The sequence below is a fragment of the Actinomadura rupiterrae genome (assembly GCF_024172125.1).
GTDB lineage: Bacteria > Actinomycetota > Actinomycetes > Streptosporangiales > Streptosporangiaceae > Spirillospora > Spirillospora rupiterrae.
In genome coordinates this window covers 269,780-294,221 of the sequence record NZ_JAMZEA010000003.1, presented here as the reverse complement: position 1 = coordinate 294,221, position 24,442 = coordinate 269,780, and the positions used below count along the sequence as shown (strand labels likewise).

22 protein-coding genes are annotated in these 24,442 nt (G+C 71.4%); 13 read left to right on the top strand and 9 right to left on the bottom strand.

Annotated elements, in window-relative coordinates; genetic code table 11:
* The 6 genes from FHU30_RS10205 (at window position 1) to FHU30_RS10180 (ending at window position 7,810) form a co-directional block, all read left to right on the top strand.
* Entirely contained in the window at window positions 1-1,299 is a 1,299-nt protein-coding gene (locus FHU30_RS10205; protein WP_253874411.1) for a hypothetical protein, read from the top strand.
* A gap of 23 nt (window positions 1,300-1,322) precedes the next feature.
* On the top strand, window positions 1,323-4,595 hold the full coding sequence (locus tag FHU30_RS10200) for a right-handed parallel beta-helix repeat-containing protein (protein ID WP_253874409.1): 3,273 nt from the start codon (window positions 1,323-1,325) through the stop codon (window positions 4,593-4,595).
* A gap of 127 nt (window positions 4,596-4,722) precedes the next feature.
* A complete protein-coding gene (locus tag FHU30_RS10195; RefSeq protein ID WP_253874407.1) occupies window positions 4,723-5,013 on the top strand; it encodes a hypothetical protein in 291 nt (96 codons plus the stop codon).
* A 242-nt stretch (window positions 5,014-5,255) separates the two neighbouring features.
* Window positions 5,256-5,579 (top strand): apolipoprotein A1/A4/E family protein, encoded by a 324-nt coding sequence (locus FHU30_RS10190; RefSeq protein ID WP_253874405.1) that lies wholly within the window; start codon window positions 5,256-5,258, stop codon window positions 5,577-5,579.
* 248 nt (window positions 5,580-5,827) lie between these two features.
* Window positions 5,828-6,205 carry an autophagy-related protein 17 gene (locus tag FHU30_RS10185; RefSeq protein WP_253874403.1) on the top strand — a complete coding sequence of 126 codons (378 nt, stop codon included), beginning with the start codon at window positions 5,828-5,830 and terminating at the stop codon, window positions 6,203-6,205.
* 489 nt (window positions 6,206-6,694) lie between these two features.
* Window positions 6,695-7,810 (top strand): methyltransferase domain-containing protein, encoded by a 1,116-nt coding sequence (locus tag FHU30_RS10180; protein ID WP_253874401.1) that lies wholly within the window; start codon window positions 6,695-6,697, stop codon window positions 7,808-7,810.
* A gap of 158 nt (window positions 7,811-7,968) precedes the next feature.
* Here the strand turns inward: FHU30_RS10180 and FHU30_RS10175 are convergent, their stop codons facing one another.
* Entirely contained in the window at window positions 7,969-9,237 is a 1,269-nt protein-coding gene (locus FHU30_RS10175) for an NsdA family TPR-like regulatory protein (RefSeq protein ID WP_253874400.1), read from the bottom strand.
* 312 nt (window positions 9,238-9,549) lie between these two features.
* Here FHU30_RS10175 and FHU30_RS10170 point away from each other — a divergent pair, with 312 nt between their 5' ends.
* From FHU30_RS10170 to FHU30_RS10160, 3 genes are read left to right on the top strand one after another with little or no spacing between them, the layout of a single operon-like run.
* Complete coding sequence (locus FHU30_RS10170; protein WP_253874398.1) at window positions 9,550-9,861, top strand: hypothetical protein; 312 nt, start codon at window positions 9,550-9,552, stop codon at window positions 9,859-9,861.
* On the top strand, window positions 9,858-10,247 hold the full coding sequence (locus tag FHU30_RS10165; RefSeq protein ID WP_253874397.1) for a hypothetical protein: 390 nt from the start codon (window positions 9,858-9,860) through the stop codon (window positions 10,245-10,247). The genes FHU30_RS10170 and FHU30_RS10165 overlap by 4 nt, the downstream gene beginning before the upstream one ends.
* Complete coding sequence (locus FHU30_RS10160; RefSeq protein WP_253874395.1) at window positions 10,244-10,477, top strand: hypothetical protein; 234 nt, start codon at window positions 10,244-10,246, stop codon at window positions 10,475-10,477. Before FHU30_RS10165 ends, FHU30_RS10160 begins: the two co-directional genes overlap by 4 nt.
* A gap of 210 nt (window positions 10,478-10,687) precedes the next feature.
* Here FHU30_RS10160 and FHU30_RS10155 read toward each other — a convergent pair whose 3' ends face one another.
* From FHU30_RS10155 to FHU30_RS10140, 4 genes are all read right to left on the bottom strand, one after another.
* On the bottom strand, window positions 10,688-12,079 hold the full coding sequence (locus tag FHU30_RS10155; protein WP_253874393.1) for a class II fumarate hydratase: 1,392 nt from the start codon (window positions 12,077-12,079) through the stop codon (window positions 10,688-10,690).
* A gap of 122 nt (window positions 12,080-12,201) precedes the next feature.
* Window positions 12,202-13,518 (bottom strand): serine/threonine-protein kinase, encoded by a 1,317-nt coding sequence (locus FHU30_RS10150; RefSeq protein WP_253874392.1) that lies wholly within the window; start codon window positions 13,516-13,518, stop codon window positions 12,202-12,204.
* A 441-nt stretch (window positions 13,519-13,959) separates the two neighbouring features.
* The gene (locus FHU30_RS10145; RefSeq protein WP_253874390.1) at window positions 13,960-15,600 is read right to left on the bottom strand and encodes a fumarate hydratase; all 1,641 of its coding nucleotides are present in this window, start codon (window positions 15,598-15,600) and stop codon (window positions 13,960-13,962) included.
* A 43-nt stretch (window positions 15,601-15,643) separates the two neighbouring features.
* Window positions 15,644-16,552: a DMT family transporter gene (locus FHU30_RS10140; protein WP_253874388.1), complete on the bottom strand. Its 909-nt coding sequence runs from the start codon at window positions 16,550-16,552 to the stop codon at window positions 15,644-15,646.
* Here FHU30_RS10140 and FHU30_RS47610 point away from each other — a divergent pair.
* On the top strand, window positions 16,551-18,545 hold the full coding sequence (locus tag FHU30_RS47610) for an aminotransferase-like domain-containing protein (RefSeq protein ID WP_372503859.1): 1,995 nt from the start codon (window positions 16,551-16,553) through the stop codon (window positions 18,543-18,545). The genes FHU30_RS10140 and FHU30_RS47610 overlap by 2 nt on opposite strands.
* 96 nt (window positions 18,546-18,641) lie before the next feature.
* Window positions 18,642-18,875 carry a hypothetical protein gene (locus tag FHU30_RS10125; RefSeq protein ID WP_253874387.1) on the top strand — a complete coding sequence of 78 codons (234 nt, stop codon included), beginning with the start codon at window positions 18,642-18,644 and terminating at the stop codon, window positions 18,873-18,875.
* Between the two features lie 137 nt (window positions 18,876-19,012).
* Here the strand turns inward: FHU30_RS10125 and FHU30_RS10120 are convergent, their stop codons facing one another.
* A complete protein-coding gene (locus FHU30_RS10120; RefSeq protein WP_253874385.1) occupies window positions 19,013-20,263 on the bottom strand; it encodes an MFS transporter in 1,251 nt (416 codons plus the stop codon).
* A gap of 349 nt (window positions 20,264-20,612) precedes the next feature.
* Here FHU30_RS10120 and FHU30_RS10115 point away from each other — a divergent pair, with 349 nt between their 5' ends.
* Window positions 20,613-21,227, top strand: coding sequence for a DUF1707 SHOCT-like domain-containing protein (locus FHU30_RS10115; RefSeq protein ID WP_253874383.1), 615 nt, complete (start codon window positions 20,613-20,615; stop codon window positions 21,225-21,227).
* On the opposite strand, the gene FHU30_RS10110 is transcribed toward FHU30_RS10115, so the two are convergent.
* Window positions 21,196-22,551: an SMI1/KNR4 family protein gene (locus tag FHU30_RS10110; RefSeq protein ID WP_253874381.1), complete on the bottom strand. Its 1,356-nt coding sequence runs from the start codon at window positions 22,549-22,551 to the stop codon at window positions 21,196-21,198. The genes FHU30_RS10115 and FHU30_RS10110 overlap by 32 nt on opposite strands.
* A 66-nt stretch (window positions 22,552-22,617) precedes the next feature.
* Window positions 22,618-23,268 carry a TetR family transcriptional regulator gene (locus FHU30_RS10105; RefSeq protein ID WP_253874379.1) on the bottom strand — a complete coding sequence of 217 codons (651 nt, stop codon included), beginning with the start codon at window positions 23,266-23,268 and terminating at the stop codon, window positions 22,618-22,620.
* A gap of 93 nt (window positions 23,269-23,361) precedes the next feature.
* On the opposite strand from FHU30_RS10105, the gene FHU30_RS10100 reads away from it, so the two are divergent.
* Window positions 23,362-23,772, top strand: coding sequence for a MarR family winged helix-turn-helix transcriptional regulator (locus FHU30_RS10100; RefSeq protein WP_253874377.1), 411 nt, complete (start codon window positions 23,362-23,364; stop codon window positions 23,770-23,772).
* Between the two features lie 63 nt (window positions 23,773-23,835).
* Here FHU30_RS10100 and FHU30_RS10095 read toward each other — a convergent pair whose 3' ends face one another.
* On the bottom strand, window positions 23,836-24,387 hold the full coding sequence (locus tag FHU30_RS10095; RefSeq protein WP_253874375.1) for a hypothetical protein: 552 nt from the start codon (window positions 24,385-24,387) through the stop codon (window positions 23,836-23,838).
* Between the last annotated feature and the right edge of the window lie 55 nt (window positions 24,388-24,442).

The following is a 24,442-nucleotide window of genomic DNA, read 5'->3' as shown; positions in this document are numbered from 1 at the left end:
ATGGACAACGACGGCGCTCGCGGATCGCGGCGTCCCACGGACGCGGGTGACCAGGCCGTCCCGGACGAGACGGCGCCCTCGCCGGGGACCGCCGACGCCCAGGCGGTCTCGGCCGCGCTGAGCGCGGAGGGCGAAGCGAAGCCCGAGACCGAGGCCGAAGCGGAAGCCGGGACGAGCACCGAGGCGGAAGCCGGACCGGTCGCGTCGGCAGGGACGGGCGCTGAGGGCGGACGCAGGTTCGGGCCGGACGCTGAGGCGAAGGTGGCCGCGAAGGCCGAAGCAGAAGCGAAAGCGAAGGCCAAGGCCGCAGTCAAAACCGACGCCAAAGCCGAGGCCGTCGCGGACGTCGAAGCCGATGCCGACGCCGAGGCGAAAGCCGAAGGCAAGGCGAAGGCACGCGGGTTCGCGCTCGCCACGACGGCCGCCGCGAAGCCGAAGGAGCAGGCCGTCGGGAAGCCGAGCAAGCCCGCGCTGGCCGGGGCGGTGCTCGTCGGGCTCGTCCTGCTCGCGGTGCCGCTGGCCGTGGCGACCGTGGGCGGCGGCGACCACTCGGGCAAGAAGGAGCAGCCGGTCGCGTTCGGCGGCCTGCACAAGCCCGGCGATTCCGGCTACGTCCCGGGCGTGACCGACCCCAAGCTCGGCCCCGCCCCCACGGACGGCACGGGCGGCGGAGGCGGGAACGGTGGGAACGGCGGCGGAGGGGGCGGCGGCGCGCCGTCCACCAGCCCGTCCGGCGGAGCGGGCGGGAAGGCGGGCGACGGGACGCCCGAGAAGCCCGGCGGCGCGCCGAACGCGGGCGCGCCGAAGGGCGACAAGGCGCACTCGGTCTCCGTCACGGCGCTCGCGGGCCCCGGCTGCCCGAGTTCCACCGGCGGCGGCTACCGGCTGATCGGGCACAACGAGGACTGGCACACGCGCATCGGCAGCTCCCCGGGCAATGGATGTAGCGGCCGGTTCTCGACCGTCCCGATGACGGGCGCCTCTAACAAGGACGGCGAGAACTCGGTGCTCTGGACGTTCGACACCGGGCAGGTCCAGAACGGGACCTGCCAGTTGTCGGTGTACGTCCCGTCCGGCGGGATCAAGGACGTCGGCGGCGCGCCCGCGTACTACACGGTCGGCGGGTCCGCCTTCACCGTGGACCAGACCTCGAACCAGGACAGCTGGGTCGACGTCGGCTCGTACCCGGTGAGCGGCGGGTCCCTGACCGTGAAACTGCACGACCGCGGCATCGACTGGGGCAGCCGGAGCGGCGCGCACCTCGCCGCGGGCGCCATGCGTGCCATCTGCAAGCCCTGAACCCCCTTTTCGGAGACACCTGAATGACACGGCAGCGGTTGCGGGTCGGCACCGGCCCGGACGCCGACCACTCCACCCTCGAAGCGGCCCTCGCCGCCGCGCCGTCCGGCGCGGTCATCGCGGTCGGGCCGGGACGGTACCGGGAGAGCCTGGTCGTGACGCGGGTCGTGACGATCCTCGCGGCGGACGGCCCCGGCACGGTCGAGATCGCCGCCGCCGAGGGCAGCGCGTTCCTGCTCGCCGCCGAGGCCGTGATGCTGTCCGGGCTGACCGTCACCGGCGAGGACGCCGACACCCCCGCGGTGGACGTGGCGGTCGGCCAGGCCGCGATCGACGACTGCCGCATCACCGGCGCGTCCTGGACGGCCGTGCTCTGCCGCGACGAGGGCACCCTCGCGATGCGCGGCTGCCGCATCTCCAACCCGTCCGGCGCGGGCGTCGTGGTGACCGCGCCGGGGGAGAGCGTCGTTGAGGACTGCGTGGTCGAGGGCCTCGGCACGTCCGCCGTGGTGATCGGCGGGCACGGCGACCCGCTCGTCCGCCGCTGCGTGCTGCGCGACGCGCGCGGCAACGGCCTGTGCGCCAACGGGCACGGACGCGGCACCGTCGAGGACTGCGAGATCACCGGGACGGCCAAGCCCGCGATCGCGCTGGAGGAGGACTCGTCCACGACCGTCCGGCGGACGATCGTGCGCGAGTGCGCGGACGCCGGTGTCCACCTCGCTACGCGCGGGCGCGCGAGGCTGGAGGGGATCCGTGTAGCGGGCGCGTCCGCCCCGGGCATTCGCCTAGCGGGCGGTACCGATCCGCTGCTCGTGGACTGCGAAGTGTCCGGAACCTCGGACACCGGTATCGAAGTGACCTCCCGTTCCCGGGGCCGCTTCGAGCGCTGCCGGGTTGCAGATGCCGGCGCCGGTGTGGTCGTCACTGAAGCCGCCTCGCCGGTGTTCTCCGACCTGACCGTGGACGGCGGGACGGGCGACGGGGTCGTGCTGTCCGGGGAGAGTGCCGCCGAGTTCGACCTGCTCCGCGTCACCGGCCCGGCCGGGACCGGCGTGCTCGTGACCGACGGCGCGAACCCGCTGCTGCGCCGTCCGATGATCACCGCGCCGGGCGGTCCCGGCCTGGACCTGGACGGCGGGCACGGCCGCGTCGAGGACGGCGAGATCACCGGCACCGGCGGTCCCGGCGTCCGCGCGGCCGGGGGAGCGCGGCCGCACCTCGCCGGGCTGACCGTCCGGGAGGCGGGCGGCGCCGGCCTGCGGATCGAGGACGCGCACGCGACCGTCCGCGACTGCGACCTGGACACCGCCGGCGCCGAGGGCCTGCGCATCGGCGCGGGCGGCGAGGCGGTCGTCGCCCGCACCCGGATCCACGGCGCGCGCCTGGCCGGAGTGCTGGTCGTCGCGGGCGCGCGCGCCGCGGTGAGCGACTCCGAGGTGTTCGGCAACGGCGGCGACGGGCTGCTCGTCCACAGCACCGAACCTGTCGCGCTGCGGGACCTGGTCGTCCGGGACAATTCGGGCGCCGGGCTCCGGCAGACGCAGCCGAGCGCGAACCTGAGCGCCGAGAACCTGACCGTCCTCGGCAACGGCGACGGGGACACGGTCGAGACGCCCGCCTCGTCCGCCGTCCCGGCGCCCGCCGAGGAGCCCGCCAAGCCGCTGGCGCTGCGCGAGCAACTCGCCGCCCTGGTCGGCCTGGACGCGGTGAAACGCGAGGTCACCGGCCTGGTGAACCTGATCGAGCTGGCCCGCCGCCGGGAGGAGGTCGGCCTCCCCGCGCCGCCGATGAGCCGCCACCTGATCTTCGCGGGCCCGCCCGGCACCGGCAAGACCACTGTCGCCCGCCTCTACGGCGGCATCCTCGCCGAACTCGGCGTCCTCAAGAGCGGCCACCTGGTCGAGGTGTCCCGAGCCGACCTGGTCGCGCAGGTCATCGGCGGGACGGCCATCAAGACCACCGAGGCGTTCCAGAAGGCCGTCGGCGGCGTCCTGTTCATCGACGAGGCGTACACCCTCACCGCGCAGAAGCCCGGCAGCGGCCACGACTTCGGCCGCGAGGCCGTCGACACCCTGGTCAAACTCATGGAGGACCACCGCGACGACGTGGTGGTCATCGCCGTCGGCTATGCCGCCGACATGGAACGCTTCCTCGCGTCCAACCCGGGCCTGACCTCCCGCTTCACCCGGACGATCACCTTCCCGGACTACTCCGACGAAGAGCTCGTCGCGATCGTCGAGCGACTCTGCGTCCAGCACCGCTACGAGCTCGCCGCCGAGACCCGCGGCGCGCTCCTCGCGCACTTCGCCGCCCTCCACAAGGGCGACGACTTCGGCAACGGCCGCGCCGCCCGCCGCGTCTTCGAGGAGATGGTCGAACGCCAGGCCCAGCGCCTCGCCGCCCGCCCCGACGCACTGCCCGCCGACCTCGTCCGCCTAGAACCGGCCGACCTCGGCGTCCCCGCACCGTCCGGCGCCCCCGAGGCCGACGAGGCCACGCGCCTCCTCACCGAACTCCGCGCCATGATCGGCCTGGACGGCGTGAAGAGCCAGGTCACCGACATCGTCAACCTCGCCGCCACCGCGTCCCGCCGCCGCGCCGCCGGGCTCCCCGTCCCGTCCGTGGGCCACCACCTCGTTTTCTCCGGCCCTCCGGGAACCGGCAAGACGACGGTCGCGCGCCTCTACGGCGAACTCCTGCGCGCCCTGGGCGTCCTGCCCCGCGGCCAGCTCGTCGAAGTCGCCCGCGCCGACCTGGTCGGCCGCTACATCGGCCACACCGCCCAGCTCACCCGCGAGGTCTTCGACCGCGCCCGGGGCGGCGTCCTGTTCATCGACGAGGCCTACACCCTCACCCCCGAGGGCCGCACCGGCGACTTCGGCCAGGAGGCCGTCGACACCCTGGTCAAACTCATGGAGGACCACCGCGACGAAGTCGTCGTCATCGCCGCCGGCTACGCCACCGAGATGTCCGGCTTCCTCGCGTCCAACCCCGGCCTCGCCTCCCGCTTCGCCCACACCATCGCCTTCACCGACTACGCCGACGACGAACTGGTCGAGATCGCCGCCCGCACCGCCACCACCGTCGGCTACGAGTTCTCCCCCGAAACCCGCGAAGCCCTCCGCGCCCACTTCGCCACCGTCCCGAGAGACCGCACCTTCGGCAACGCCCGCTACGCCCGCCAGACCCTCGACCGCATGATCACCCGCCAGGCCGGCCGCATAGCCCTCCTCCCAGCCCCCTCCCTGACCGACCTCACCCTCCTACTCCCCAAAGACCTGACCCCCGCCTAACCCCCACAAACATCGCTCAGATACGGGCAGGACGCAGTTATCCACAGCTCAGGCATCGGCTTGTGATCAATGCCCGCGTTCCCAGATGATCGTCACATCAACAGCCAGTGACGAAGGGGACACGCCCATGCACCTGTCCCAGATCGCCATGCTCGTAGCCACCGCTATCGCCCTGCTCGGCGTCATCTTCCGCCAGATGGGCCTCGTCCGCACCGAACTCAACGCCCGCATCGACAGCGTCCGCGGAGAGATCAACGGCACGCGCACCGAACTGGACGCCAAGATCGACGGCACGAACGCCCGCATCGACGGCCTCCGCAACGAGCTTCTAGCGACGATGCAGCCCATCGCGAGGCTCCTAGAACGCCTGGACCAGGACGCCCGAGACCACCTGAAAACCCACCACAGCCCGGGCTAGGCGCTGTGGTCCAGGCGAAGGGACTCCAGCCTCCGCCGCGCCCTTGTGAAAAGGTCCTCGCTCCGCTCGGGCCGTCCCATTGGGGCTCCCGCCCCAACCCCCAAGCTGGGGGCTCCGCCCCCAGACCCCCTAAAAGCACGGACAGGACGAAGTAATCCACAGTGTAGGCGTCGGCTTGTGATCGACAACGACGCCTTCGCATCATCGTCACGTCAGCAACCAGTGATGAAAGGAAAACAGTCATGCACCTGCCCCAGATCGCAACGCTGGTGGCGACCGCTCTTGCCCTCCTGGGCGTCATCTTCCGCCAGATGGGCCTCGTCCGCGCCGAACTCAACGCCCGCATCGACAGCGTCCGCGGAGAGATCAACGGCACGCGCACCGAACTGGACGCCAAGATCGACGGCACGAACGCTCGCATCGACGGCCTGCGCTCGGAGATGAGCGCCAAGTTCGACGGCCTGCGCAACGAGCTGCTCGCAACGATGCAGCCCATGACCAGACTCCTCGAACGCTTGGACCAAGACGCCCGAGACCACCTAAAAACCCACCACAGCTCCGGCTAGGCGCTGTGGTCCGGGCGCAGGCACTGCCCGCCAGGCTTCGCCGCGCCCTTGTGAAAAGGTCCTCGCTTCGCTCGGGCCGTCTCATCGGGGCTCCCGCCCCAAACCCCAAGCTGGGGGCTCCGCCCCCAGACCCCCGGAAAAGCACGGGCGGGACGAAGTTATCCACAGTTCCGGCGTCGGCTTGTGATCAACAGTGACGCTTTCGGACCATCGTCACGTCAGCATTCAGTGATGAAAGGAACGCAGCCATGCACCTGTCCCAGTTCGCCATGCTCGTAGCGACCGCCCTCGCCCTCCTGGCCGTCATCTTCCGCCAGATGGGCCTCGTCCGCGCCGAACTCAACGCGGTGATCGACAGTGCCCGGAGGGAGGCCCACGGCACCCGCACCGAACTCGACGCGAAGATCGACGGCGTCCGCAAGGAGGTCAAGGGCACGCGGACCGAACTGGATGCCAAGATGGACGGCACGAACGCCCGCATCGACGGCCTCCGCTCGGAGATGAGCGCCAAGTTCGACGGCCTGCGCAACGAGTTGCTCGCAACGATGCAGCCCATGACCAGACTCCTCGAACGCCTGGAGCAAGACGCCCGAGACCACCTAAAAACCCACCACAGCCCCGGCTAGACAAGCGCTGTCCGGACCGCCGCCCCCTCAAGAGCCCCCCACAACGCCTTGTGAAAAGGTCCTCGCTCCGCTCGGGCCTCTCATTGGGGCTCCCGCCCCAAACCCCAAGCTGGGGGCTCCGCCCCCAGACCCCCGACGGCCCGCCTAATTCCAGAGTTCATGATCGCGGCCCGCGAAGAGCCTCTGTGGTGACCGACGAGGCTAATTTGGGTTCGTCCAAATTCGAGGGAGGTGGCCAGTTGAGACCGGTTCCTCTTATTGTTGGTGACTGAATCGGATCGTCGAAGTAATCGTGTCGCAGGTGGTCGTTGCGTAATCTGGCAGCTGCACCAGTTCGGAAGAGTTCCGCAGGAGCTTGAGGGCCGCTGGATGGAGCTACCTTATGGCGAAGCATGAGGGTGACAAGCCCCAGGACAAGCCGGTTCAGCCGATCATGCCGAGCAAGAACGGGGACCGTCCCGACAAGGGAGGAAAACATGAGAAGGGCAAGTGACGCAGGCTGAGGGGTTCGAGTCGCTCATCGACCGGATGGCGGGGCTCGGAGAGGAGTGGCGGGGAGCGGCGCGGGCCGTGCCTCGACACCTGTTCGTTCCTGACCAGGCGTGGTGTTTGCCGGAGGAGGGCGACGGTTACCTCATTGATCGAGCGGCGGACTGCGACAAATGGGTGCATTCTGCCTACTCCGACTCGGCTATCATCACGCAGTTCGCCGATGGCTCGGCGAGTGTGGCGTCCGGGCCGGGTGAATTCACCTCTTCCTTGTCGGCTCCGGGAATTGTGTTCTCGTTTCTGGAGCTGCTCGATCCGTACGACGGGGACGAGGTGCTGGAGATCGGTACCGGCACCGGCTGGACGGCAGGCCTGCTGGCGTCTCGGCTTGGCGACGACAACGTGTACAGCATCGAGATCGACGAGGCTCTGCACGTCGTGGCCGGCGCCAACCTCTTGGCAGCCGGGCGTACTCCGCACCTGATCCATGCGGACGGCGCAAAGGGGTGGGCTGAGGGAGCGCCCTATGACCGGGTCCATGTCACAGTTGGCGTACGCGACGTGCCTCATGCATGGGTGGAGCAGACGCGGCCGGGTGGCTTGGTCGTTTTTCCCTGGATGCCGGGGTGGGAGCCGGGGCACTGCGTCAGGCTCACCGTCGGTGAAGGCGGGACGGCCGTTGGCCGATTCCACGGTGGTTGCGGATTCGTGATGCTCCGGAGCCAACGTCCACCGGCCGCGCCTGCCGGCGGAGAGTCGCGCAAGTCGTTCACGGCGCTTGACCCTCGCCGCGTGGTTCGTGCTTCAACCGGGGCCGACGTGGCGATCGCGGGGCTGGTGCCCGACCTGTTCGGTAACCACCAGACCGAGGACGACGGGTCCTTCGATCTGTGGCTTTGGAGCAGCGATTCCTCCGCGCACGTCCACTATGACCCCGGCTACAAGGATTCCGCCGTCCGCCAGTCCGGGCGCCGCGCTCTGTGGGACGAAGTGCACGACGCCTTCCTGCACTGGGTGGCGTTGGGCAGCCCCACGAGAGACCGCTTCGGCCTGAGCGTCACGCCCCACGGCCAACACGTCTGGCTCGACTCCCCACGCACCCCGCTACGCGCATGACCAGGCCAGAACACCGCGACGCCAGGCGACACGCTATCGTCCACCGGCGCGATCCGCGCTGGGCAGGACCGGCCGGGGGCGAACCGGGCGCCCAATCGGCCATCGGCAGTGGCCAGGTCGTGAGGGGTGGTCCTTGCGCCGTCTGGTGGTGACCGCGCTCATGGCTGGTGAGTCGAGACTCCGGTGTTGCAGAGGGCTTGGTATGCCTCGTTCAGTTCGGTGGCCTCGGGGGCGTCGCAGTTCTGGACGCCGCTCAGGACCTCGGCTGCTCGCCAGTAGTTGGACGGGACGAGGCGTCCGCTTGTGACCGCCTCCAGCGCGGTGTGTGCGGCCTCGTCTGGTTGATCAGCGGCGAGGAGGGCCAGTGCAAGGTCGAGGCGGGCTGAAGCGGCCCTGCGCGGGCGGGCAGGTGAGCCGTCAGCGCCTTCGAGGCGTCCGAGAACATGGCGCGCATAGCGCTCCGCGGCGGGGTCGCCGAGCCATGAGAGCGTGGTCGCGATGTAAGCCTCGCTCTTCGCCGGGTCGTATCGGTAATGGTGTTCGGGACGGTCCGGCATCGGAAGCGGTGCGACGAGTTGCTCGACACGGCTGAGCGATTCCCGGGTTCGGCGGCCGTCACCGAGACGTGCCCATGCGCGGCCCTCCTGCGCGATGGCTTGGATGTAGGCCGAACTTCCGGTTGGCCCGATCTCTTGCGCGGCTTGTGAGAGCTCGACCGTCATGGCCAGGTTTCCGGCTGTGAGTGCTTGCCAAGCCTTGGTTTCGAGGCACCATGCCAGGATCTCGTCGTGTCCGGCATGGCGGGCGAGTTGTTCGGCGGTTCTCAGCCGGGCCGCTGCCGCGGGGTCCTGTTTGAGGTCGATCCCGCAGGTCGCGGCGAGCAAGGACAGCCATCCGCCGATCACGAGCAGACGTTGCCGTTCGGCAAGCGTCATCCGAGCGTCCATGAGGCTGGTCACGTAGATCAGGTGGCGGCGGGTGCCTGTCAGAAGCGACGCGGGCGGAGTCTGGGGATAGGCGATGGCCAGTTCGTCCACTGCGGCCTCAAGGCCGGTGAGTGTCTCGTTTCCCACGTCGCTGGCGGCGATGCGCCGCGCGAGTTCAAGTGCCTCGGTTTCGTCGTCCAGTGCGAGTTCGGCCGGCAGTGCCATCGCCTTGCCTGGGGTGTCGCCGAACAGTGCGTCCTCCGCCAGTCCCGTCGCGACCGCATAAAGGGGCCGGTAGCGGGCGCCCGGCGTGTGGTCTCCGCGCTCCCATTGCTTGACCATGTCGGCGAGGGATGCGACATGGGGAAGACCTTGCCGGTCGGCCGGGTCGGCAGCCGCCCGGAGTCGGCGCGCCATCTCGGCCCGCGACCAATACGGAGGTGCCTCGCGAGCGGCGCGAAGTCGCGCGCCGATGGCTCGCTTGATCTTGTCGGTGGGCATGTCGCAATGCACCTCTCACCGAACCGAGGGAGGGATGGACGGGCTACCGCCTCCCCTTACCTCCCCCATTCTCCCCATGGTTTCGCAGCACGCGCAGCTGTTCACTGTCGGTGATGGGTGCGACCGACCACTACTGATTTTTCGAGGGATCCGTCGGCGGGTCGAAAAGTCGTGTGTTGCTCGCGTCCGTCCGGAGACACAAGGCGGCCCCGGCCTCGGTGCGCTAACACCGGGGAGGTCCGGGGCCTTGATCGGACTCTGGAGGTCCGACCCGTGAACGATCGTAATGAAGGGGCGGGCTCGACTGGGCCTGTGCCTGAAAGCCGGCCTGCGCGACCGTCCGAGCGGCTTTCGGCGCTCAAGGAACACCTTCTCGCGCACAAGCTGTTCACCGAGCTGAGCGACACGAGTGCGCTGGTCACGGACCCGCAGGACGAATTGTGGTCGGGGTCCGGTGAAGTTCCGTCGGTGCGGGTGGTGTGTCGTGAGCGTCCCACCGATGGGGACGAGCTGTGGTTCTTCGATGCGGACGGAACGCCGCTCGCGCCGCATGACCAGATGTTCAACGCGGTGACCGAGATCAAGGGACGGCTGGCCGCGCAGCGGGACGGGGACCGGCGATGAGTGCCTTGCCCTGGTCGGCGGCGGACGTCGATCCGGACGAGGTGCTGGCCGTCCTGCACGAGGAGTTTCCCAACGTGATGACCTGGCACGGGGAGTTCACCGGCTCGTGGTGGGCCCTGCTGCGCGGGCGCCTCGTCGAAGCCCGCGATGCCTGTCAGCTCGCCGAGTCCATTCGCGCTTCGCTGCCCTCGGCGCGGCCCGCGGATCTGCCGGTGCGGCGCGCTGATCCGTCGGCGCGGTCCGCTGGTGTGCTCGTTCACGACTCGGTCGTGACGGGCTGCCTGGCTGAGTGTCCGGCGCGGGTTTCGGTCCTGCATTTGTCTTGGCGGCGGCGCATGCGCAATTGGTTGCGCTGGTTCTTCCTCGGGAGTGAGACCTGGGGATGACTGCGGAGATTTATCGGCGGACTGACCGTTCCGGATACGTCGTGTGCGCGGCGACGAATGGCGTGCGGCTGGCCGAGATCAGCCCGAAGGGCCAAGGCTGGGACGGTTGGTGGTTCTGCGTGACGCCGGATGGGTCACAGAGCCGCGAGATGTGGCAACCGTACGAGCCCGGTGGGGAGTTCGCGGCGCTGGAGTTGGTGGTGGTGCGGTTCCTGAGTGGGCTCCGCTGACGCTCCCGTGGCCTGTGGGACGCAGGACGGCGCCCACTGGCCACGGGTTCGGGCGATGGGTGGTTCCGGGGGTCTGGGGGCGGAGCCCCCGGCTTCGGGGTTTGGGGCGGGAGCCCCAATGAGGGCTGTCCGAGCGGAGCGAGGGCCTTTTGAGGAGAGCGGAGCGGGGAGTTCGGAGGGCGCCGGGGGAGTGGGCGCCCTCCTCTCTGGTTAGGGCTGGGGTGGGTGGGTCATGGAGAGGACGTCGAGGGCGGCGTCGAGTTGGGGTTCGGTGAGTTTGCCGGACTTGATGTAGCCGCGTTCGAGGACGACCTGGCGGATGGTCTTGCGTTCGGCCAGGGCCTGCTTGGCGACCTTGGCGGCTTCCTCGTAGCCGATGTAGCGGTTCAGGGGCGTCACGATGGACGGGGACGACTCGGCGTACTCGCGGGCGCGGTCGGTGTCGGCCTCGATGCCGTCGATGGTGCGGTCGGCGAGGAGGCGGGAGACGTTGGCCAGGAGGCTGATCGACTCCAGGACGTTGCGGGCCAGCATCGGGAGCATGACGTTCAGCTCGAAGTTTCCGGACGCGCCGCCGAACGTGATCGCGGCGTCGTTGCCGATGACCTGGGCGGCGACCTGGGCGACGGCCTCGGGGATCACGGGGTTGACCTTGCCGGGCATGATCGACGAGCCGGGCTGGAGGTCGGGGAGGCGGATCTCGGCGAGGCCGGCGCGCGGGCCGGAGCCCATCCAGCGCAGGTCGTTGGCGATCTTGGTGAGGGAGACCGCGATGGTCTTCAGCTCGCCGGACGTCTCGACCAGGCCGTCCCGGGCGCCCTGGGCCTCGAAGTGGTCGCGGGCCTCGGTGAACGGCCACCCGGTCGCGGCGGAAACTTCCTCGATCACGCGGGACGCGAACCGGGGCGGGGTGTTGATGCCGGTGCCCACGGCCGTCCCGCCCAGGGGCAGCTCGGCAAGCCGGGGCAGGGCGGCCTCCAGGCGCTCGACGCCGTAGCGGATCTGCGCCGCGTAGCCGCCGAACTCCTGGCCGAGGGTGACGGGCGTCGCGTCCATGAGGTGCGTGCGGCCCGACTTCACGACGTCGGCGAACTCGGCTTGCTTGCGGGTGAGGGATGCTTCGAGGTGCCGCAGCGCGGGGATCAGGTCGTTCAAAACCGCGCCCGTCGCCGCGATGTGGATGGACGAAGGGAACACGTCGTTCGAGGACTGGGAGGCGTTCACGTGGTCGTTCGGGTGGACGTCCCGTCCCAGCTTCTCGGAGGCGAGCGTTGCGACGACCTCGTTGGCGTTCATGTTGGACGACGTGCCGGAACCCGTCTGGAAGACGTCGATCGGGAACTGGTCGTCCCATTTTCCGGCGGCGACGTCGAGCGCCGCCTCACGGATCGCCTCGGCGACGTCCTCGTCCAGGACGCCCAGCTCGGCGTTCACCCGGGCGGCGGCCGCCTTGATCTGGCCGAGCGCGGCGATGTGCGCAGGTGAGAGGCCGCGGCCGGAGATCGGGAAATTTTCCACCGCGCGCTGGGTCTGCGCCCGCCACTTCGCCTCGGCCGGGACCCGAACCTCGCCCATGGAATCGTGCTCGATCCGGTAGTCCATGGAAAGCCACCTCCGCTGCGACGCTGTCCTCCGACGTTAACTCTCGTCAGAGCGCAGCCTCCGCGGCGGCCCGTCCATTCCCGGACGTGATCGATCAGACAGCCGCGGGCGCCGGGCCGGGATCAGCCCCCGGTGCCGGAGTCGGCGGTGCCGTCGCCGGGGATCGCCCGGTCCACGGTGTAGGTGCGGCGTTCTCCGGCGCGTCCTTCGGGTTTGCGCTGGCCGTTCACCCAGACCTCGCAGGCCGCCGAGTTCGTCAGGACGGCGGTCAGCTTCGGCTGGTTGTACTGCCGGGCGTCGCCCTTGGCGAGCGTCTCGTCCGTGAGGACGGTCAGCCGGGAGCCGGGCACGGATACGAAGATCTTGCAGCCCTCCTCCCGCGCGCGCACGAGGAAGGTCGCGGTCGCCGCGCCGGACGGAGTGCCGGATCCGGGTTGGCCGGCGCCGCCGGTCTTGGGTGGAGGCTGGGTGGGGGACGGGCCGGGCTTCTCCTTCATCATCCCGACGATGAGCGCGGTCGCGCCGATGCCGCAGGACGCGACGGTCGCGCCGATCAGGGCGATCACGATCATGAGCCGGTAGCGGGGGGCGGCGGGGACGGCGGCGCGGCGCGCCGAGCGCGGCCCGTTGAGGGCGCGCTCCAGGCGGTCCGCGGCGCGGGCGTGGGTGAGCCTGCGGGTCGGGTTCTTCACCAGCAGGCCGTCGATCACCGGGGCCAGGGGCCCGGCGCGCAGCGGGGGAGGCGGGGACTCGTTCGCGAGGGCGCTCAGCGTCGCCATCACGTTCTCGCGCTCGAAGGGCGGCTTGCCCTCGACCGCGGCGTACAGGGTCGCGCCGAGGGACCACAGGTCGGAGCGGGGCGTGGCCTTCTCCCCGGCGGCGACCTCCGGCGCGACGTAGGCGGGCGACCCCATGAAGTGGCCGGTCTTGGTGAGCTTCACCGACCCGGACGAGAACGCCAGGCCGAAGTCGGTGAGCACCACCCGGTCGCCGTCCAGCAGCACGTTGGACGGCTTGAGGTCGCGGTGCACGATGCCCGAGCGGTGCGCCTCCTCCAGGGCGGTCAGGAGCTGGCGCCCGATGTGCGCCACGCGGTCGGGCGGGAGCGGCCCGTCCCGCTCGATCAGGTCCTCCAGGCTGGGGGACTCGATCAGCTCCATCACGATCCACGGGCGGCCCTGCTCGATGACCACGTCGTAGACCTCGACGATCGAGGTCGAGCGCAGCTGCGCCGGGGCGCGCGCCTCGCGCAGCGTCCGGCGGTAGAACACCACCCGGTCGTCCTCGGAGAGGTCCGCGGGCAGCCGCAGCTCCTTGATCGCGACAGCGCGGTCGAGGAGGTCGTCGTGGCCTCTCCAGACGGTTCCGTTGGCGCCTTGACCGATTTCCGAGACCAGCCGGTAGCGCGTCGCCAACACGAGGCGCTCTGACTGAGACATGGCCGAAAAGATACCGGAGTGACCAGGTTCCCAGCGGCTACACCTCGGCACCAACTTGGAATTTCCGCCGATATGTATCCGGTCCGTCACCTTCGCCCGGTCCCGTTCCCCCGCGTCCCGCGATCACCCCAGCTCCGACGGGCCAGGTGAAGCCTCGCCGAACCCTCGGAGAACATCCGGAACGTCCCCCTCGGATCCCGCCCTGGCCTGCGAAGAGGCCGGCGGCCACCGCGGCCGGACGCGGGGCGCCGCCGGACGCACCTCGCCGACCAAAGGCCCGCGCCCACGGGACGGCCGCGTTGAGGGACGGGCCGGGTTGAGGGACGGACTCTGCGGCGAAGGCAGGGCACCTCGATGTGATGGCCTTTGCCAGGACGGCCTCGATGACGGGTTGTGCTGGTCGGACGGCCGCCGGGGCGGGGCGACGGCCGTCCGGACGGGTTAACGGCGGCCGATGCTGAGGACGGGGCCGGTGGTGTCGGCGAAGAAGTCCTCGCCCTTGTCGTCGACGACGATGAAGGCGGGGAAGTCCTCGACCTCGATCTTCCAGACGGCCTCCATGCCGAGCTCGGGGTACTCCAGGACCTCGACCTTCTTGATGCAGTCCTGGGCGAGGCGGGCGGCGGGGCCGCCGATGGAGCCGAGGTAGAAGCCGCCGTGCGCCTTGCAGGCGTCGGTGACCTGCTGGGAGCGGTTGCCCTTGGCGAGCATGACCAGGGAGCCGCCCGCGGCCTGGAACTGCTCGACGTAGGAGTCCATGCGTCCGGCCGTGGTGGGGCCGAACGAGCCGGACGCGTAGCCCTCGGGGGTCTTGGCGGGGCCGGCGTAGTAGACGGCGTGGTCGCGCAGGTACTGCGGCATGGGCTCGCCCGCGTCCAGCCGCTCCTTGATCTTGGCGTGCGCGATGTCTCGCGCGACGACCAGCGGGCCCGTGAGCGAGAGGCGGGTCTTGACCGGGTAGCGGGTCAGCTCGGCGCGGATCTCGTCCATCGGACGGTTCAGGTCGATCCGGACGACGTCGTCCGAAAGGTGCTCGTCGGTGGTGTCCGGGAGGTAGCGGGCGGGGTCGGTCTCCAGCCGCTCCAGGAAGACGCCCTCGGCGGTGATCTTGCCGAGGGCCTGCCGGTCGGCGCTGCACGAGACGGCGATCGCGACCGGGCAGGACGCGCCGTGCCGCGGCAGCCGGACCACGCGGACGTCGTGGCAGAAGTACTTGCCGCCGAACTGCGCGCCGATGCCGAGCTTCTGCGTGAGCTCGAACACCTGCGCCTCCAGCTCCACGTCCCGGAAGCCGTTGCCCAGCGGGGACCCCTCGGTGGGCAGCGCGTCCAGGTAGTGCGCGGACGCGTACTTGGCGGTCTTCAGCGCGTACTCGGCGGACGTCCCGCCCACGACGATCGCCAGGTGGTACGGCGGGCACGCGGCGGTGCCCAGCGAGCGGATCTTCTCCTCCAGGAAGGACATCATCCGCTTCGGGTTCAGGACGGCCTTGGTCTCCTGGAACAGGAACGACTTGTTCGCGCTGCCGCCGCCCTTGGCCATGAACAGGAACTTGTAGGCGTCCCCGTCGGTCGCGTACAGCTCGACCTGCGCGGGCAGGTTGTTGCCGGTGTTCTTCTCGTCCCACATGGTGACCGGCGCCATCTGCGAGTAGCGCAGGTTCAGCTTGGTGTAGGCGTCGTACACGCCGCGCGAGATGGCCTCCTCGTCCCGCCCGGACGTCAGGACGTGCTGGCCGCGCTTGCCCATCACGATCGCGGTGCCGGTGTCCTGGCACATCGGCAGGACGCCGCCGGACGCGATGCCCGCGTTCTTCAGCAGGTCCAGTGCCACGAAGCGGTCGTTGGGGGAGGCCTCCGGGTCGTCCAGGATCTTGCGGAGCTGGGTGAGGTGCGCGGGCCGCAGCAGGTGCGCGATGTCGCGCATGGCGGTCTCGGTGAGCAGCCGCAGAGCCTCCGGCTCGACCTGGAGGAACGTCCGGCCGCCGGCCTCGAACGTCGAGACGCCGTCCGTGGTCAGCAGCCGGTACTCGGTCTCGTCCGGACCGGTCGGCAGCAGGTCGGTGTAGGAGAACTCAGGCATCGAAGATCCTCGTGAGGTGTCCGGTTGGGGGCCGCCCTACAGGTTACGCCGTGTTCAACCGAGCCTCCGGCCCCCGTACCGGCCGCAGTCCGAGGGCCACGCCGACCGCCACCAGGGCCGCCCCGGCGACCTCCGCCGGACGCGGCGCCGCCACGCCCAGCACCACCGTCGTCAGGACGGCGGCGACCGGGATCATCCCGGCGAACAGCCCCGCCCGGTCGGCGCCCATCACGCCCAGCGCGTCGTACCAGAGCAGGAACGCGACGCAGGTCACGACGACGGTGAGGTAGATCAGGCCCGCGAGCTCGGCGCCCGTCGGCATCCGCAGGACGTGCCGCCCGTCCATGATCAGACCGGAGCCGAGCAGCATGGGGACCGCGAGCGCCGCCGACCACGCCGACACCCGGATCGGGCCCAGCCGCGGCAGCAGGGGGACGGCGAGCAGCGAGAAGCACACCTCGCCGCCCAGCGCGCCGAGCGAGAGCAGCAGGCCCCGGACCGTCCCGCCGCCCAGCCCGTTCGCCAGCCCCGCCCCGGACGCCACGACGCACGCCGCGAGGACGGTCGCCGCGGTCGGCCGCCGTCCGGACAGCAGCGGCCCGACCAGCGCCAGCACGATCGGGACCGTCGCCACGACCGTCCCGATCGTCGCCGGGCTCGTGTCGTGCGTCGCCAGGATGATGAACACGTTGAACGCGGCCAGCCCGGTCGCCGCGAGCGCCGCCAGCAGGGCGAGATCGCGCCGGGACGGCCTGACCGGCGCGCGCCCCGAACGCCGGTCGTCCAGCCGCGCGATACCGAACAGGATCGCCGCCGCGCCCGCATACCGGACGGCCTGCCCGCCGAGCACCGGGAAGTCGGCGATCGTCGCGGACACGGCGGTCAGCGACCCGACAAGGGACATCGCGAGCGCGGCCTGAGCCGCCCCGCGGGTGTTGGCCGAGAACGTCATGGCATGCAACGCTAGAAACCCCTTGGTCCTGGAAACAGGGCCAATCCCTGCCCCTTTACGAGGACCAACCCCCGAACGTGACAAGGACCACCTCGTGACCGACCTGCATGTTGCGCTCGATCGTTCGGCCGGGCACCTTGCCGCGCAGCTTGCGGCCGGTTGCCGCGACGCGATCCGGGCGGGACGGCTCGTGGCGGGCACGCGCCTGCCGTCCAGCCGCGATCTGGCCCGTGACCTGGGCATCTCCCGAGGCGTGGTCGTCACCGCGTACGAGCAGCTGATCGCCGAAGGCTTCCTCGTCGCCCGCCGAGGCGACGGCACCCGAGTGGCCCCCAACGCCCGCCCCGTCCCCGTCCCGCGGCCCGAGCCGAGCCCGCGTCCGGCGCAGGACGTCACGGGGACGCGGCCCGCCCCCGCATCGCGGAGGACCTCAGAGGCGCGGCCGGTCCCTGATCCGGGAGGTGCTTCGGACACGCGGACGGCGACGGGACCGCAGGACGCCTCGGGGACGCGGCCCGTCCCCGCATCGCGGGGCGCCTCAGACGCGCGTGCGCTCCCTGATTCGGGGGGCGCTTCGGACACGCGGATGGCGACGGGACCGCAGGACGCCTCGGGGACGCGCCCCGTTCCCGGATCGCCGGGCGCCTCAGACGCGCTGCCAGACCCTGATCCGGGAAGTGCTTCGGATGCGCGGACCAGGACGAAAGCGTGGGACGGCTCGGGGACGCGGCCCGTTGCCGCATCGCGGGGCGCCTCGGACGCGTGTGCGGTCCCTGGTTCGGGGGGTGCTTCGGGCGCGCGGACGGCGATGAGAGCGCAGGATGCCTCGGGAGGGTGGCTTGTTCGCGCGGCGGATGGGCGTTCGGGGGAGTTGGATGGGTGGGCTGAGGCGGTTGTTCCTGGGGTGCGGTTTGATTTGACGCCGGGGCGGCCGGATTTGGCGGCGTTTCCGCGGTCTCGGTGGTTGGCGGCTTATCGGGCGGCCTTGCAGGACGTGCCGCATCGTGCGTTGACGTATCCGGATCCCGGTGGGGTCCTGGAGTTGCGGGCGGAGCTGGCCGGGTACCTCGGGCGGGTCCGGGCGGCGCTTGCGGACGCGGGCCAGGTCGTGATCATGAACGGGGTGGCGCTCGGGCTGTCGTCGGCGGTCCGGGCGCTGGTCGCGGCGGGGCGCGGGACGCTCGCCGTGGAGGATCCGACCAGCGACCGGCAGCTGCCCATGCTCGAAGCGACCGGCGCCCGGATCGTCCGGATACCGGTGGACGGGGACGGGCTGGACGTCGCGGCGCTCGCGCGGTCCGGCGCGTCCGCCGTGCTGGTCACGCCGGCGCACCAGTACCCGACCGGCGTCGTGCTGGCCCCCGGGCGGCGCGCCGCGCTGGTGGACTGGGCCCGCGCCGCCGACGCGGTGATCATCGAGGACGACTACGACGCCGAGTTCCGCTACGACGGCGATCCGGTCGGCTGCCTGCAGGGCGTCGCGCCCGAGCGAACCGTCCTGCTCGGATCGGTCAGCAAGGCGCTGGCGCCCGGGATGCGGCTCGGGTGGGCCGTCGCGCCCCCGTGGGTGGCCGCCGAGCTGCGCGAGCACCGCGAGCTGAGCGACCTCGGCGGGCCCGTCCTGGACCAGCACGCCTTCGCGCGCTTCCTCGCGGACGGCGCGTACGACCGGCACCTGCGGGCGATGCGGCGGCGCTACCGGTCCCGGCGGGACGCCCTGGTCGCGGCGCTTCGCGAGCACGTCCCGGACGCCGTGGTCCGGGGTATCTCGGCGGGCGTCCACCTGTATCTGGAACTGCCTTCCGGCGCGTCCGAAAAGGCCGTGATCGACGTGGCCGCTGCGTCCGGAGTTCGGGTCTCCGGCGCGACGGAGATGTGGAGCGAAGGTCAGAAGCATCCCGCGCTCGTCCTCGGGTATGCGGCCCTGAACGAGGCCAGGTTGGACGAGGCGGCCCGCATTCTGGGCGACGCCGTCGCGCGCGCACGAGAGTGACGAAAACGACCTTCAGCCCTTGCGTGAACGGGCTGGCAGAGCGGTTACAGGCGATGCTCAGGGGTAGATACGGGGTTCCCGCCTAAGGAGGTACGGATGAGTCTGGACGAGGCCGCACGGCAGCTGAAGATGGCCGTCCACGACGCGCAGGTGTCGTTCGACCTGATCGGCTTGGGCGACCTCGACCGCGCACAGGAGAACGCGGTCACCGCCCGCGCCGCGATCGAAGCCACCATCACGGCCTTGGACCGCGCCTCCGAGGACCTGTCACCCGACGAAGCCCGCGTCGAGGGCGAGAAGGCCGTCATGGCCGTCAGCGAGAACTCCTGACCCCACACGAACCCCGCAGAAGACCGCGAAAGGCCCCCGCACCCGGTGCGGGGGCCTTCGTCGTGGCCGCGTCCGGCGCGCGCGGAGCGGGGTGCGGTCGCGCGCGACGGACGCGGGGCAGGGACGGGGGGCGGGACTCAGGCGACCGGGCGTTCGGCCGCCACGGGAGCGGGGGCGCCCGCGGCCTCGGCGGGCTCGAACCCGCGGGCCAGGGCGATGATCACCACGGCCAGCACGGCCGGGACGATGTAGCTGGTCTGGTAGCTGGACATCGGCTGGACGATCAGGACGATCACCGCGCCGACCACGAACCCGACGTAGTTGAAGATGTTCACCCGCGCGACCGCGATGCCGAGGCCGCTGCCGTCCACCTTGCCCGCCGCCGAGAACGAGATCGGGGCGACCACGCACATGCCGAGGCCGGTGACGGCGAACCCGGCGATGGCCATCGGGGCGTTCTGCGCGGCGACGACCAGGACGAGCCCGAGCGCGCCCACGACCGTCCCGGCCCGGACGACCAGGGTCGCGCCGAAGCGGCGGACGCCGAAGTCGGCGACGGCGCGGCTGACGACCATCATCACCTGGTAGGCGGCGAGGCCGAGCGGCGCGACGGACTTGCTGTGCAGGTCCTTGTCGAAGAACAGGGTGCCGAAGTTCGACAGCATCGAGTCGGCGATGTAGAAGCAGGCCATCGCGATGCCGATGATCAGCACCGGGCGCCACGGGACGAGCTTGGCGGCCGACTTCACCGCCTCCGCGGCGACGTCCGCGGCCTCCTCGGCACGGCGGTAGAGGCGCGTCCCGGTCGCGGCGGACACCGCGATGCCGAGCACGGCCGGGATCGCGAACCCGACGGCGAGCGACTTGGTCAGGGAGCCGTGGAAGACGTACTCGTTGGCCGCCCACGCCCAGACCGCGCCGAGCCCGGCGGCCGCGCTCCACAGCGCGTGGAAGCCGGTGAGGATGCTGACCCCGTAGGCCCGCTCCGCCCGGACGGCCTGCGCGTTCATCGACGCGTCCACCGCGCCGACGAACAGGCCGAACAGCGCGATCAGGACGTACAGCGGCAGCCGCGAGTGGCCGGTGAGGCCCACGGCGAGGACGGACAGGCAGACCAGCGGCTGCGCGATCCGCAGCACCGGGCCGCTGCCGAGCCGGCCCATCAGCGGCGCGGCGACCGCGCTGCCGACACCGGCGATGATCGGCACGCACAGCACCAGGATGTTGATCTGGTCGTCGGTCATGTGGTGCGCGTCGCGCAGCTGGTTGACGCGCCCGACGAGGGTCGCGAAGCACAGCCCCTGGACGGCGAACGCGGCGTACGCGGCGATGCGGGCCTGGCGGTCCCGGCCGGTCACGGCCCCTGCCGCGGCGGCTTCCGTAGTCATATCCGCCCCTTCCCAACCGCGAATCCGGGCGGCCGAAAAACATGAAAGAGTTTCAAATGAGGGTAGAGACCTGGATGCTCGGCGGTCAACGCCCGCGAACATAGCGAAAAGGTTGCTCTTCGGCCACGACCGGCCGGAACTCCGGCCCGGCGACCACGGCCGGAACTCCAGCTCGGCGGCCACGGCAGAACTCCGGCCCGGCGGCCACGGCTCCGGACGGACCGCCCGGGGCTTCAGCCCGAAGGCGGGGCTTCGGCCCGAAGGCGGGGGTTCGGGGCGGGAGGCGGGGGTTCGGGGCGGGAGGCTGCAGGGCTTCGGCGTGGCGGGGGTGGGCGGCTACGCTGGCGGCGTGGACAGGAGCCGCCCGCCGCGCGTGCGTGACCTGCGCGCGTCCGACGCCGACCGGGAGCGCGTGGTCGCGGTGCTCGGCGAGGCGCTCGCCGACGGCCGGATCACCATGGCGGAGCACGCCGAGCGCACCTCGCACGCCTACACCGCCCGGACGCTGGGCGAGCTGACCGGCCTCACCGCCGACCTGAGCCCCGAGGAGTCGCAGCCGATCCTGGTGGACGACCGCCCGGTGTCGGTGCTGTTCGGCCGGACCCGCCGGGAGGGCCGCTGGGTCGTCCCGGTGAAGCTGCCGCTGGTCGCGCTGTTCGGCACGGTCGAGCTGGACCTGCGCGAGGCCGTCCTGCAGCGCCGGCACATCGTCCTGGACTCGCTGCTGGTCGCCGGGCGCGTCCGGCTGCTCGTCCCGGACGGGGTGCACGTCACGGTCACCGGCCGCAGCGCGCTGACCACCCGCGACCTGCGCACCCGTCCCGAGGCGGACGGCCCGACCGTGGAGATCGCGGGCACGTTGATCTTCGGCTCGGTGTCCGCGCACGCGCCGAAGCGCACCCTGCGCGAGCGCGCCCGGGCGCGGCTCGGCGCTAGAGGACGCCCTCGACGACGGTCTCAGTGATCTGCGGGCCCGCCGCGAACAGCGCGAGCAGCTCGTTGGCGACGGCCACCCGGTCCAGCGGGTCGTCCGCGTAGCCCTCGAAGCCCGCGGCGAGCAGGCTCCGCGGCACGGCGTCCGCGTCCAGCAGGACGCGCCAGTACGCGACCGGCAGCGAGAGGTACTCCAGGTTCGCGAGCCGGTTGATCTCCAATGGGTCGGCGAGCGTGCCGGGGTAGGCGGACAGCGTCCGGAGTTTCGGACAGCCGAAGACCGGGGCGAGGCTCGTCGGCTCGGCCTCCCAGACGCCGAGGCTCAGCACCTCCAGGTCGGGATGCGCCGCGGACGCGACGTCCGGGATGCTCCGGACGTTGACGTAGGCGATCTCGGGCGTGCCGTCCGCGGGCTGCGCCCAGACGGGCTCCGCGTCGTGGACGATCATGTCCGTGAGCGAGTCGGCGACCAGGGCCGCGCCGATGTTCTCCTCGTGGCTGAGGAAGATGATCTGGCCCAGGCGCCCGGCCGGCCCGGGTGTGAGGTCGATCGCGTAGACGTCGCCGCCGCCGTTCTCCCCGAACGCGAGCCATCCCGGCGAACCGGGCAGCCCCTGGACGGCGGAGTCCGGACGCGTGACCGCCGCCTCCGTCGCGGCGAACTGCCACGGCGCGTCCCGGGACGCCGCGTCCGCGATGCGCAGCGAGTCCAGGGAGTAGAGCTCCGCGCGGACGGCGTCGGCGTGGCGCGTCATCGCCTCGTAGTCGCCGTTGAAGTCGCTCCACCGGGCGCGCGTGACGCGGTACACCGCCTTGAGCTCGTCGGGCAGCGGCATGCCGAGACGGGCCTCGGCGGCGGCGATCTCCTCGTCCGTGGCGGCGATCGCGTCGGGGAGCCGCTCGCGGAGCGTCCGCTCAACAAGTGCGGCGTCGGCCGTGGGGGCGGGCACGGCGTCCGGGTTCGGCTCGGGCAGGCGGCGCCAGGGCTCCGGACGCGACCCTGCTACCAGGACCAACTCGTCCGGCGCGGCGTTCGAGAGGCCCGGCTGCGCGGCCTCCGTCGGGTTGATCAGGCGCAGGACGGTCCGTCCGGACGCCTCGAACTCGGCGACGAACGAGATCACGCCCGGCTCGCCGAGCGCCCCCATCACGCGCTCGACGGCGTCGTGCTCCGCGCGCATGTCCTCGACCTGCATGGCCCGGCCGGGGACCATCGGAGGCCGCTTCACCGGGACGCTCCAGCCGCCCTTCGAGATCGAGCCGGATGCCTTGCCATCACCGTTCGGGGTGTCCAGCGCCTCCCACATGAGCCTCAGCAGGGGTTCCCAGGTGGCGAAGTCGTCGAGCGCGGGCATGGGCGGGCCTCCGGGTCCGGAATCAAGATCGCCCCGCGATTCTGCCGCTCCGCGGCGACACTTCGATCATCCCGGGTGGCGGACGGTCAGCTCCAGGCTTCCGGGGATCGCGGCGAAGGCCCGTCCCACCCGGTCCAGCAGGGCGTCGAAAGGGGCGTCCGAAAAGACCCAGCCGCGGGCGGCGACGCTCCACGCGGTCGTGGTGAGCTGCGCGAGGGTCTGCGGGCGGAGGTCGTCCTCCGGCAGGCCGAGCCGCGCGGCGAGCAGGGCGGTCAGCTCCCGCTCGACGCCGTGCCGGTGGCTTCCCGCGTACGCGAGCAGGGACGGCGCGGTCAGGACGAGCCGCCGCGTCGCCGCGTACCGCTCGCCCCACTCCCGGCCGAGTTCCCCGACGACCTCGCCCAGCACCGTCCGGAGCGCGTCGAGCGCCGGCCCCTCGGGGAGGCGTTCCGGCGCGGTGAGGGCTTCGAGGTAGGCGGTCCAGATCTCGGCCTCGGCCTCGATCGCCGCCGCCTCCTTGGCGGGGAACGTCCGGAAGAAGGTGCTCTTGGAGACCTCGACGGCGTCCACGAGCTCTTCGAGCGTGACCGCGTCGAAGCCGCGCTCGGTGAACATCCGCAGCGCCGCCTCGGCGAGGGCCCGGCGCGTCCGCAGCTTCTTCCGCTCGCGCAGCGGCAGCTCGCGCATGCCGTCCTCGCGCGCCTTCGGTGGGCTCATGCCGCTCACCGTACCGGATTCCGTGAACCGTTGCTAAATGACACTGAGTTCCATTAGGTTCTCGTTAACGATTTCGCCCGTGAGGAGAACGCGATGCCCGTCCCCACCCTGAACGGCCAGATCATCGGCCGCGCCCACCAGGCCACCCGCGCCGTCCTGGAGTCCCGGCTCCCGGCGCTCGGCCTGACCTTCCGCCAGTCGCTCGCCCTGAACGCCCTCGCCTCCGGCAAGGACCGCGAGCAGGTGATCGACCAGCTGGCCGGCGGCCTCAAGATCGACCGCGCGGAGGCGTCCGCCGTGGCCGACTCGCTGCCCGCGCAGGGCCTCGCCGACCCGTCCGTCTCCGCCCTCACCGACGCGGGACGAGACGTCCAGGCGAAGCTCGCCGCCGAGACGGCGCAGATCATCGACCGCCTCTACAGCGGCATCGCGCCGGAGGATCTCGCCGTGGCCGCGCGCGTCCTGACCACCATCACCGACCGCGCCAACGCCGAACTGTCCTGACCTCGGCCGCTGAATCCGCCCGGCCCTGCCGCAGCCGAACCCGCTTTACCGGGGCGGGGCGGGTCAGTGGCCGGCCAGGACTTTGACGGCGACGACGATCGCGCCGACGGCGCAGTCGAGGACGCCCGCGACCAGCGCCACGATCGGGCGGTCGCCCATCCGGCGGCCGCCCACGTAGCCCCAGAGGAACAGCGACAGGACGTCCAGGCCGGTGGCGGTCAGCAGGGCCGTCCGCAGCGGCATCAGGTCCAGCGCGGCGGCGCCGATCAGGAGCAGCGGGCTCACCGCCGACAGCAGCAGCGGGCTGGTGACGTACAGCGAGCGCCGCACTCCCGGCCACATCGGAAGCTCGCGGTGGACGGTCCTGTACGCCTGGCCGTCGGCGACCAGCGTGGCCATCCAGAGGCCTGCCGCCGTGCCGAGCACCGACAGCGCCGCGCCGGCCGGTCCGACATGCCCGCCGAGGGCGAGCCCGATCGTGACCGCGACCATGGTGATCGTGGCGTAGATCCGCTCCTTGAGCCGCTCGGCCGCCACCTCCACGCGCCGCTCGTCCCCGGCCTCCACACGCCGCGCCTGCTCGGCCTCCGCGCGCCGCTCGTCCTCGGCCTCCATCCGCCGATCCTGGCACGTTCCGCGCCGCGCGCCGGGCTGACGCGGCCGGAGCCCG

Coding starts and splice junctions, on each gene's coding strand:
- FHU30_RS10205 (WP_253874411.1), top strand. CDS start 1: ATGGACAACGACGGCGCTCGCGGATCGCGGCGTCCCACGGACGCGGGT.
- FHU30_RS10200 (WP_253874409.1), top strand. CDS start 1,323: ATGACACGGCAGCGGTTGCGGGTCGGCACCGGCCCGGACGCCGACCAC.
- FHU30_RS10195 (WP_253874407.1), top strand. CDS start 4,723: ATGCACCTGTCCCAGATCGCCATGCTCGTAGCCACCGCTATCGCCCTG.
- FHU30_RS10190 (WP_253874405.1), top strand. CDS start 5,256: ATGCACCTGCCCCAGATCGCAACGCTGGTGGCGACCGCTCTTGCCCTC.
- FHU30_RS10185 (WP_253874403.1), top strand. CDS start 5,828: ATGCACCTGTCCCAGTTCGCCATGCTCGTAGCGACCGCCCTCGCCCTC.
- FHU30_RS10175 (WP_253874400.1), bottom strand. CDS start 9,237: ATGCCCACCGACAAGATCAAGCGAGCCATCGGCGCGCGACTTCGCGCC.
- FHU30_RS10165 (WP_253874397.1), top strand. CDS start 9,858: ATGAGTGCCTTGCCCTGGTCGGCGGCGGACGTCGATCCGGACGAGGTG.
- FHU30_RS10160 (WP_253874395.1), top strand. CDS start 10,244: ATGACTGCGGAGATTTATCGGCGGACTGACCGTTCCGGATACGTCGTG.
- FHU30_RS10155 (WP_253874393.1), bottom strand. CDS start 12,079: ATGGACTACCGGATCGAGCACGATTCCATGGGCGAGGTTCGGGTCCCG.
- FHU30_RS10150 (WP_253874392.1), bottom strand. CDS start 13,518: ATGTCTCAGTCAGAGCGCCTCGTGTTGGCGACGCGCTACCGGCTGGTC.
- FHU30_RS10145 (WP_253874390.1), bottom strand. CDS start 15,600: ATGCCTGAGTTCTCCTACACCGACCTGCTGCCGACCGGTCCGGACGAG.
- FHU30_RS47610 (WP_372503859.1), top strand. CDS start 16,551: ATGGCATGCAACGCTAGAAACCCCTTGGTCCTGGAAACAGGGCCAATC.
- FHU30_RS10140 (WP_253874388.1), bottom strand. CDS start 16,552: ATGACGTTCTCGGCCAACACCCGCGGGGCGGCTCAGGCCGCGCTCGCG.
- FHU30_RS10125 (WP_253874387.1), top strand. CDS start 18,642: ATGAGTCTGGACGAGGCCGCACGGCAGCTGAAGATGGCCGTCCACGAC.
- FHU30_RS10120 (WP_253874385.1), bottom strand. CDS start 20,263: ATGACTACGGAAGCCGCCGCGGCAGGGGCCGTGACCGGCCGGGACCGC.
- FHU30_RS10110 (WP_253874381.1), bottom strand. CDS start 22,551: ATGCCCGCGCTCGACGACTTCGCCACCTGGGAACCCCTGCTGAGGCTC.
- FHU30_RS10105 (WP_253874379.1), bottom strand. CDS start 23,268: ATGAGCCCACCGAAGGCGCGCGAGGACGGCATGCGCGAGCTGCCGCTG.
- FHU30_RS10100 (WP_253874377.1), top strand. CDS start 23,362: ATGCCCGTCCCCACCCTGAACGGCCAGATCATCGGCCGCGCCCACCAG.
- FHU30_RS10095 (WP_253874375.1), bottom strand. CDS start 24,387: ATGGAGGCCGAGGACGAGCGGCGCGCGGAGGCCGAGCAGGCGCGGCGT.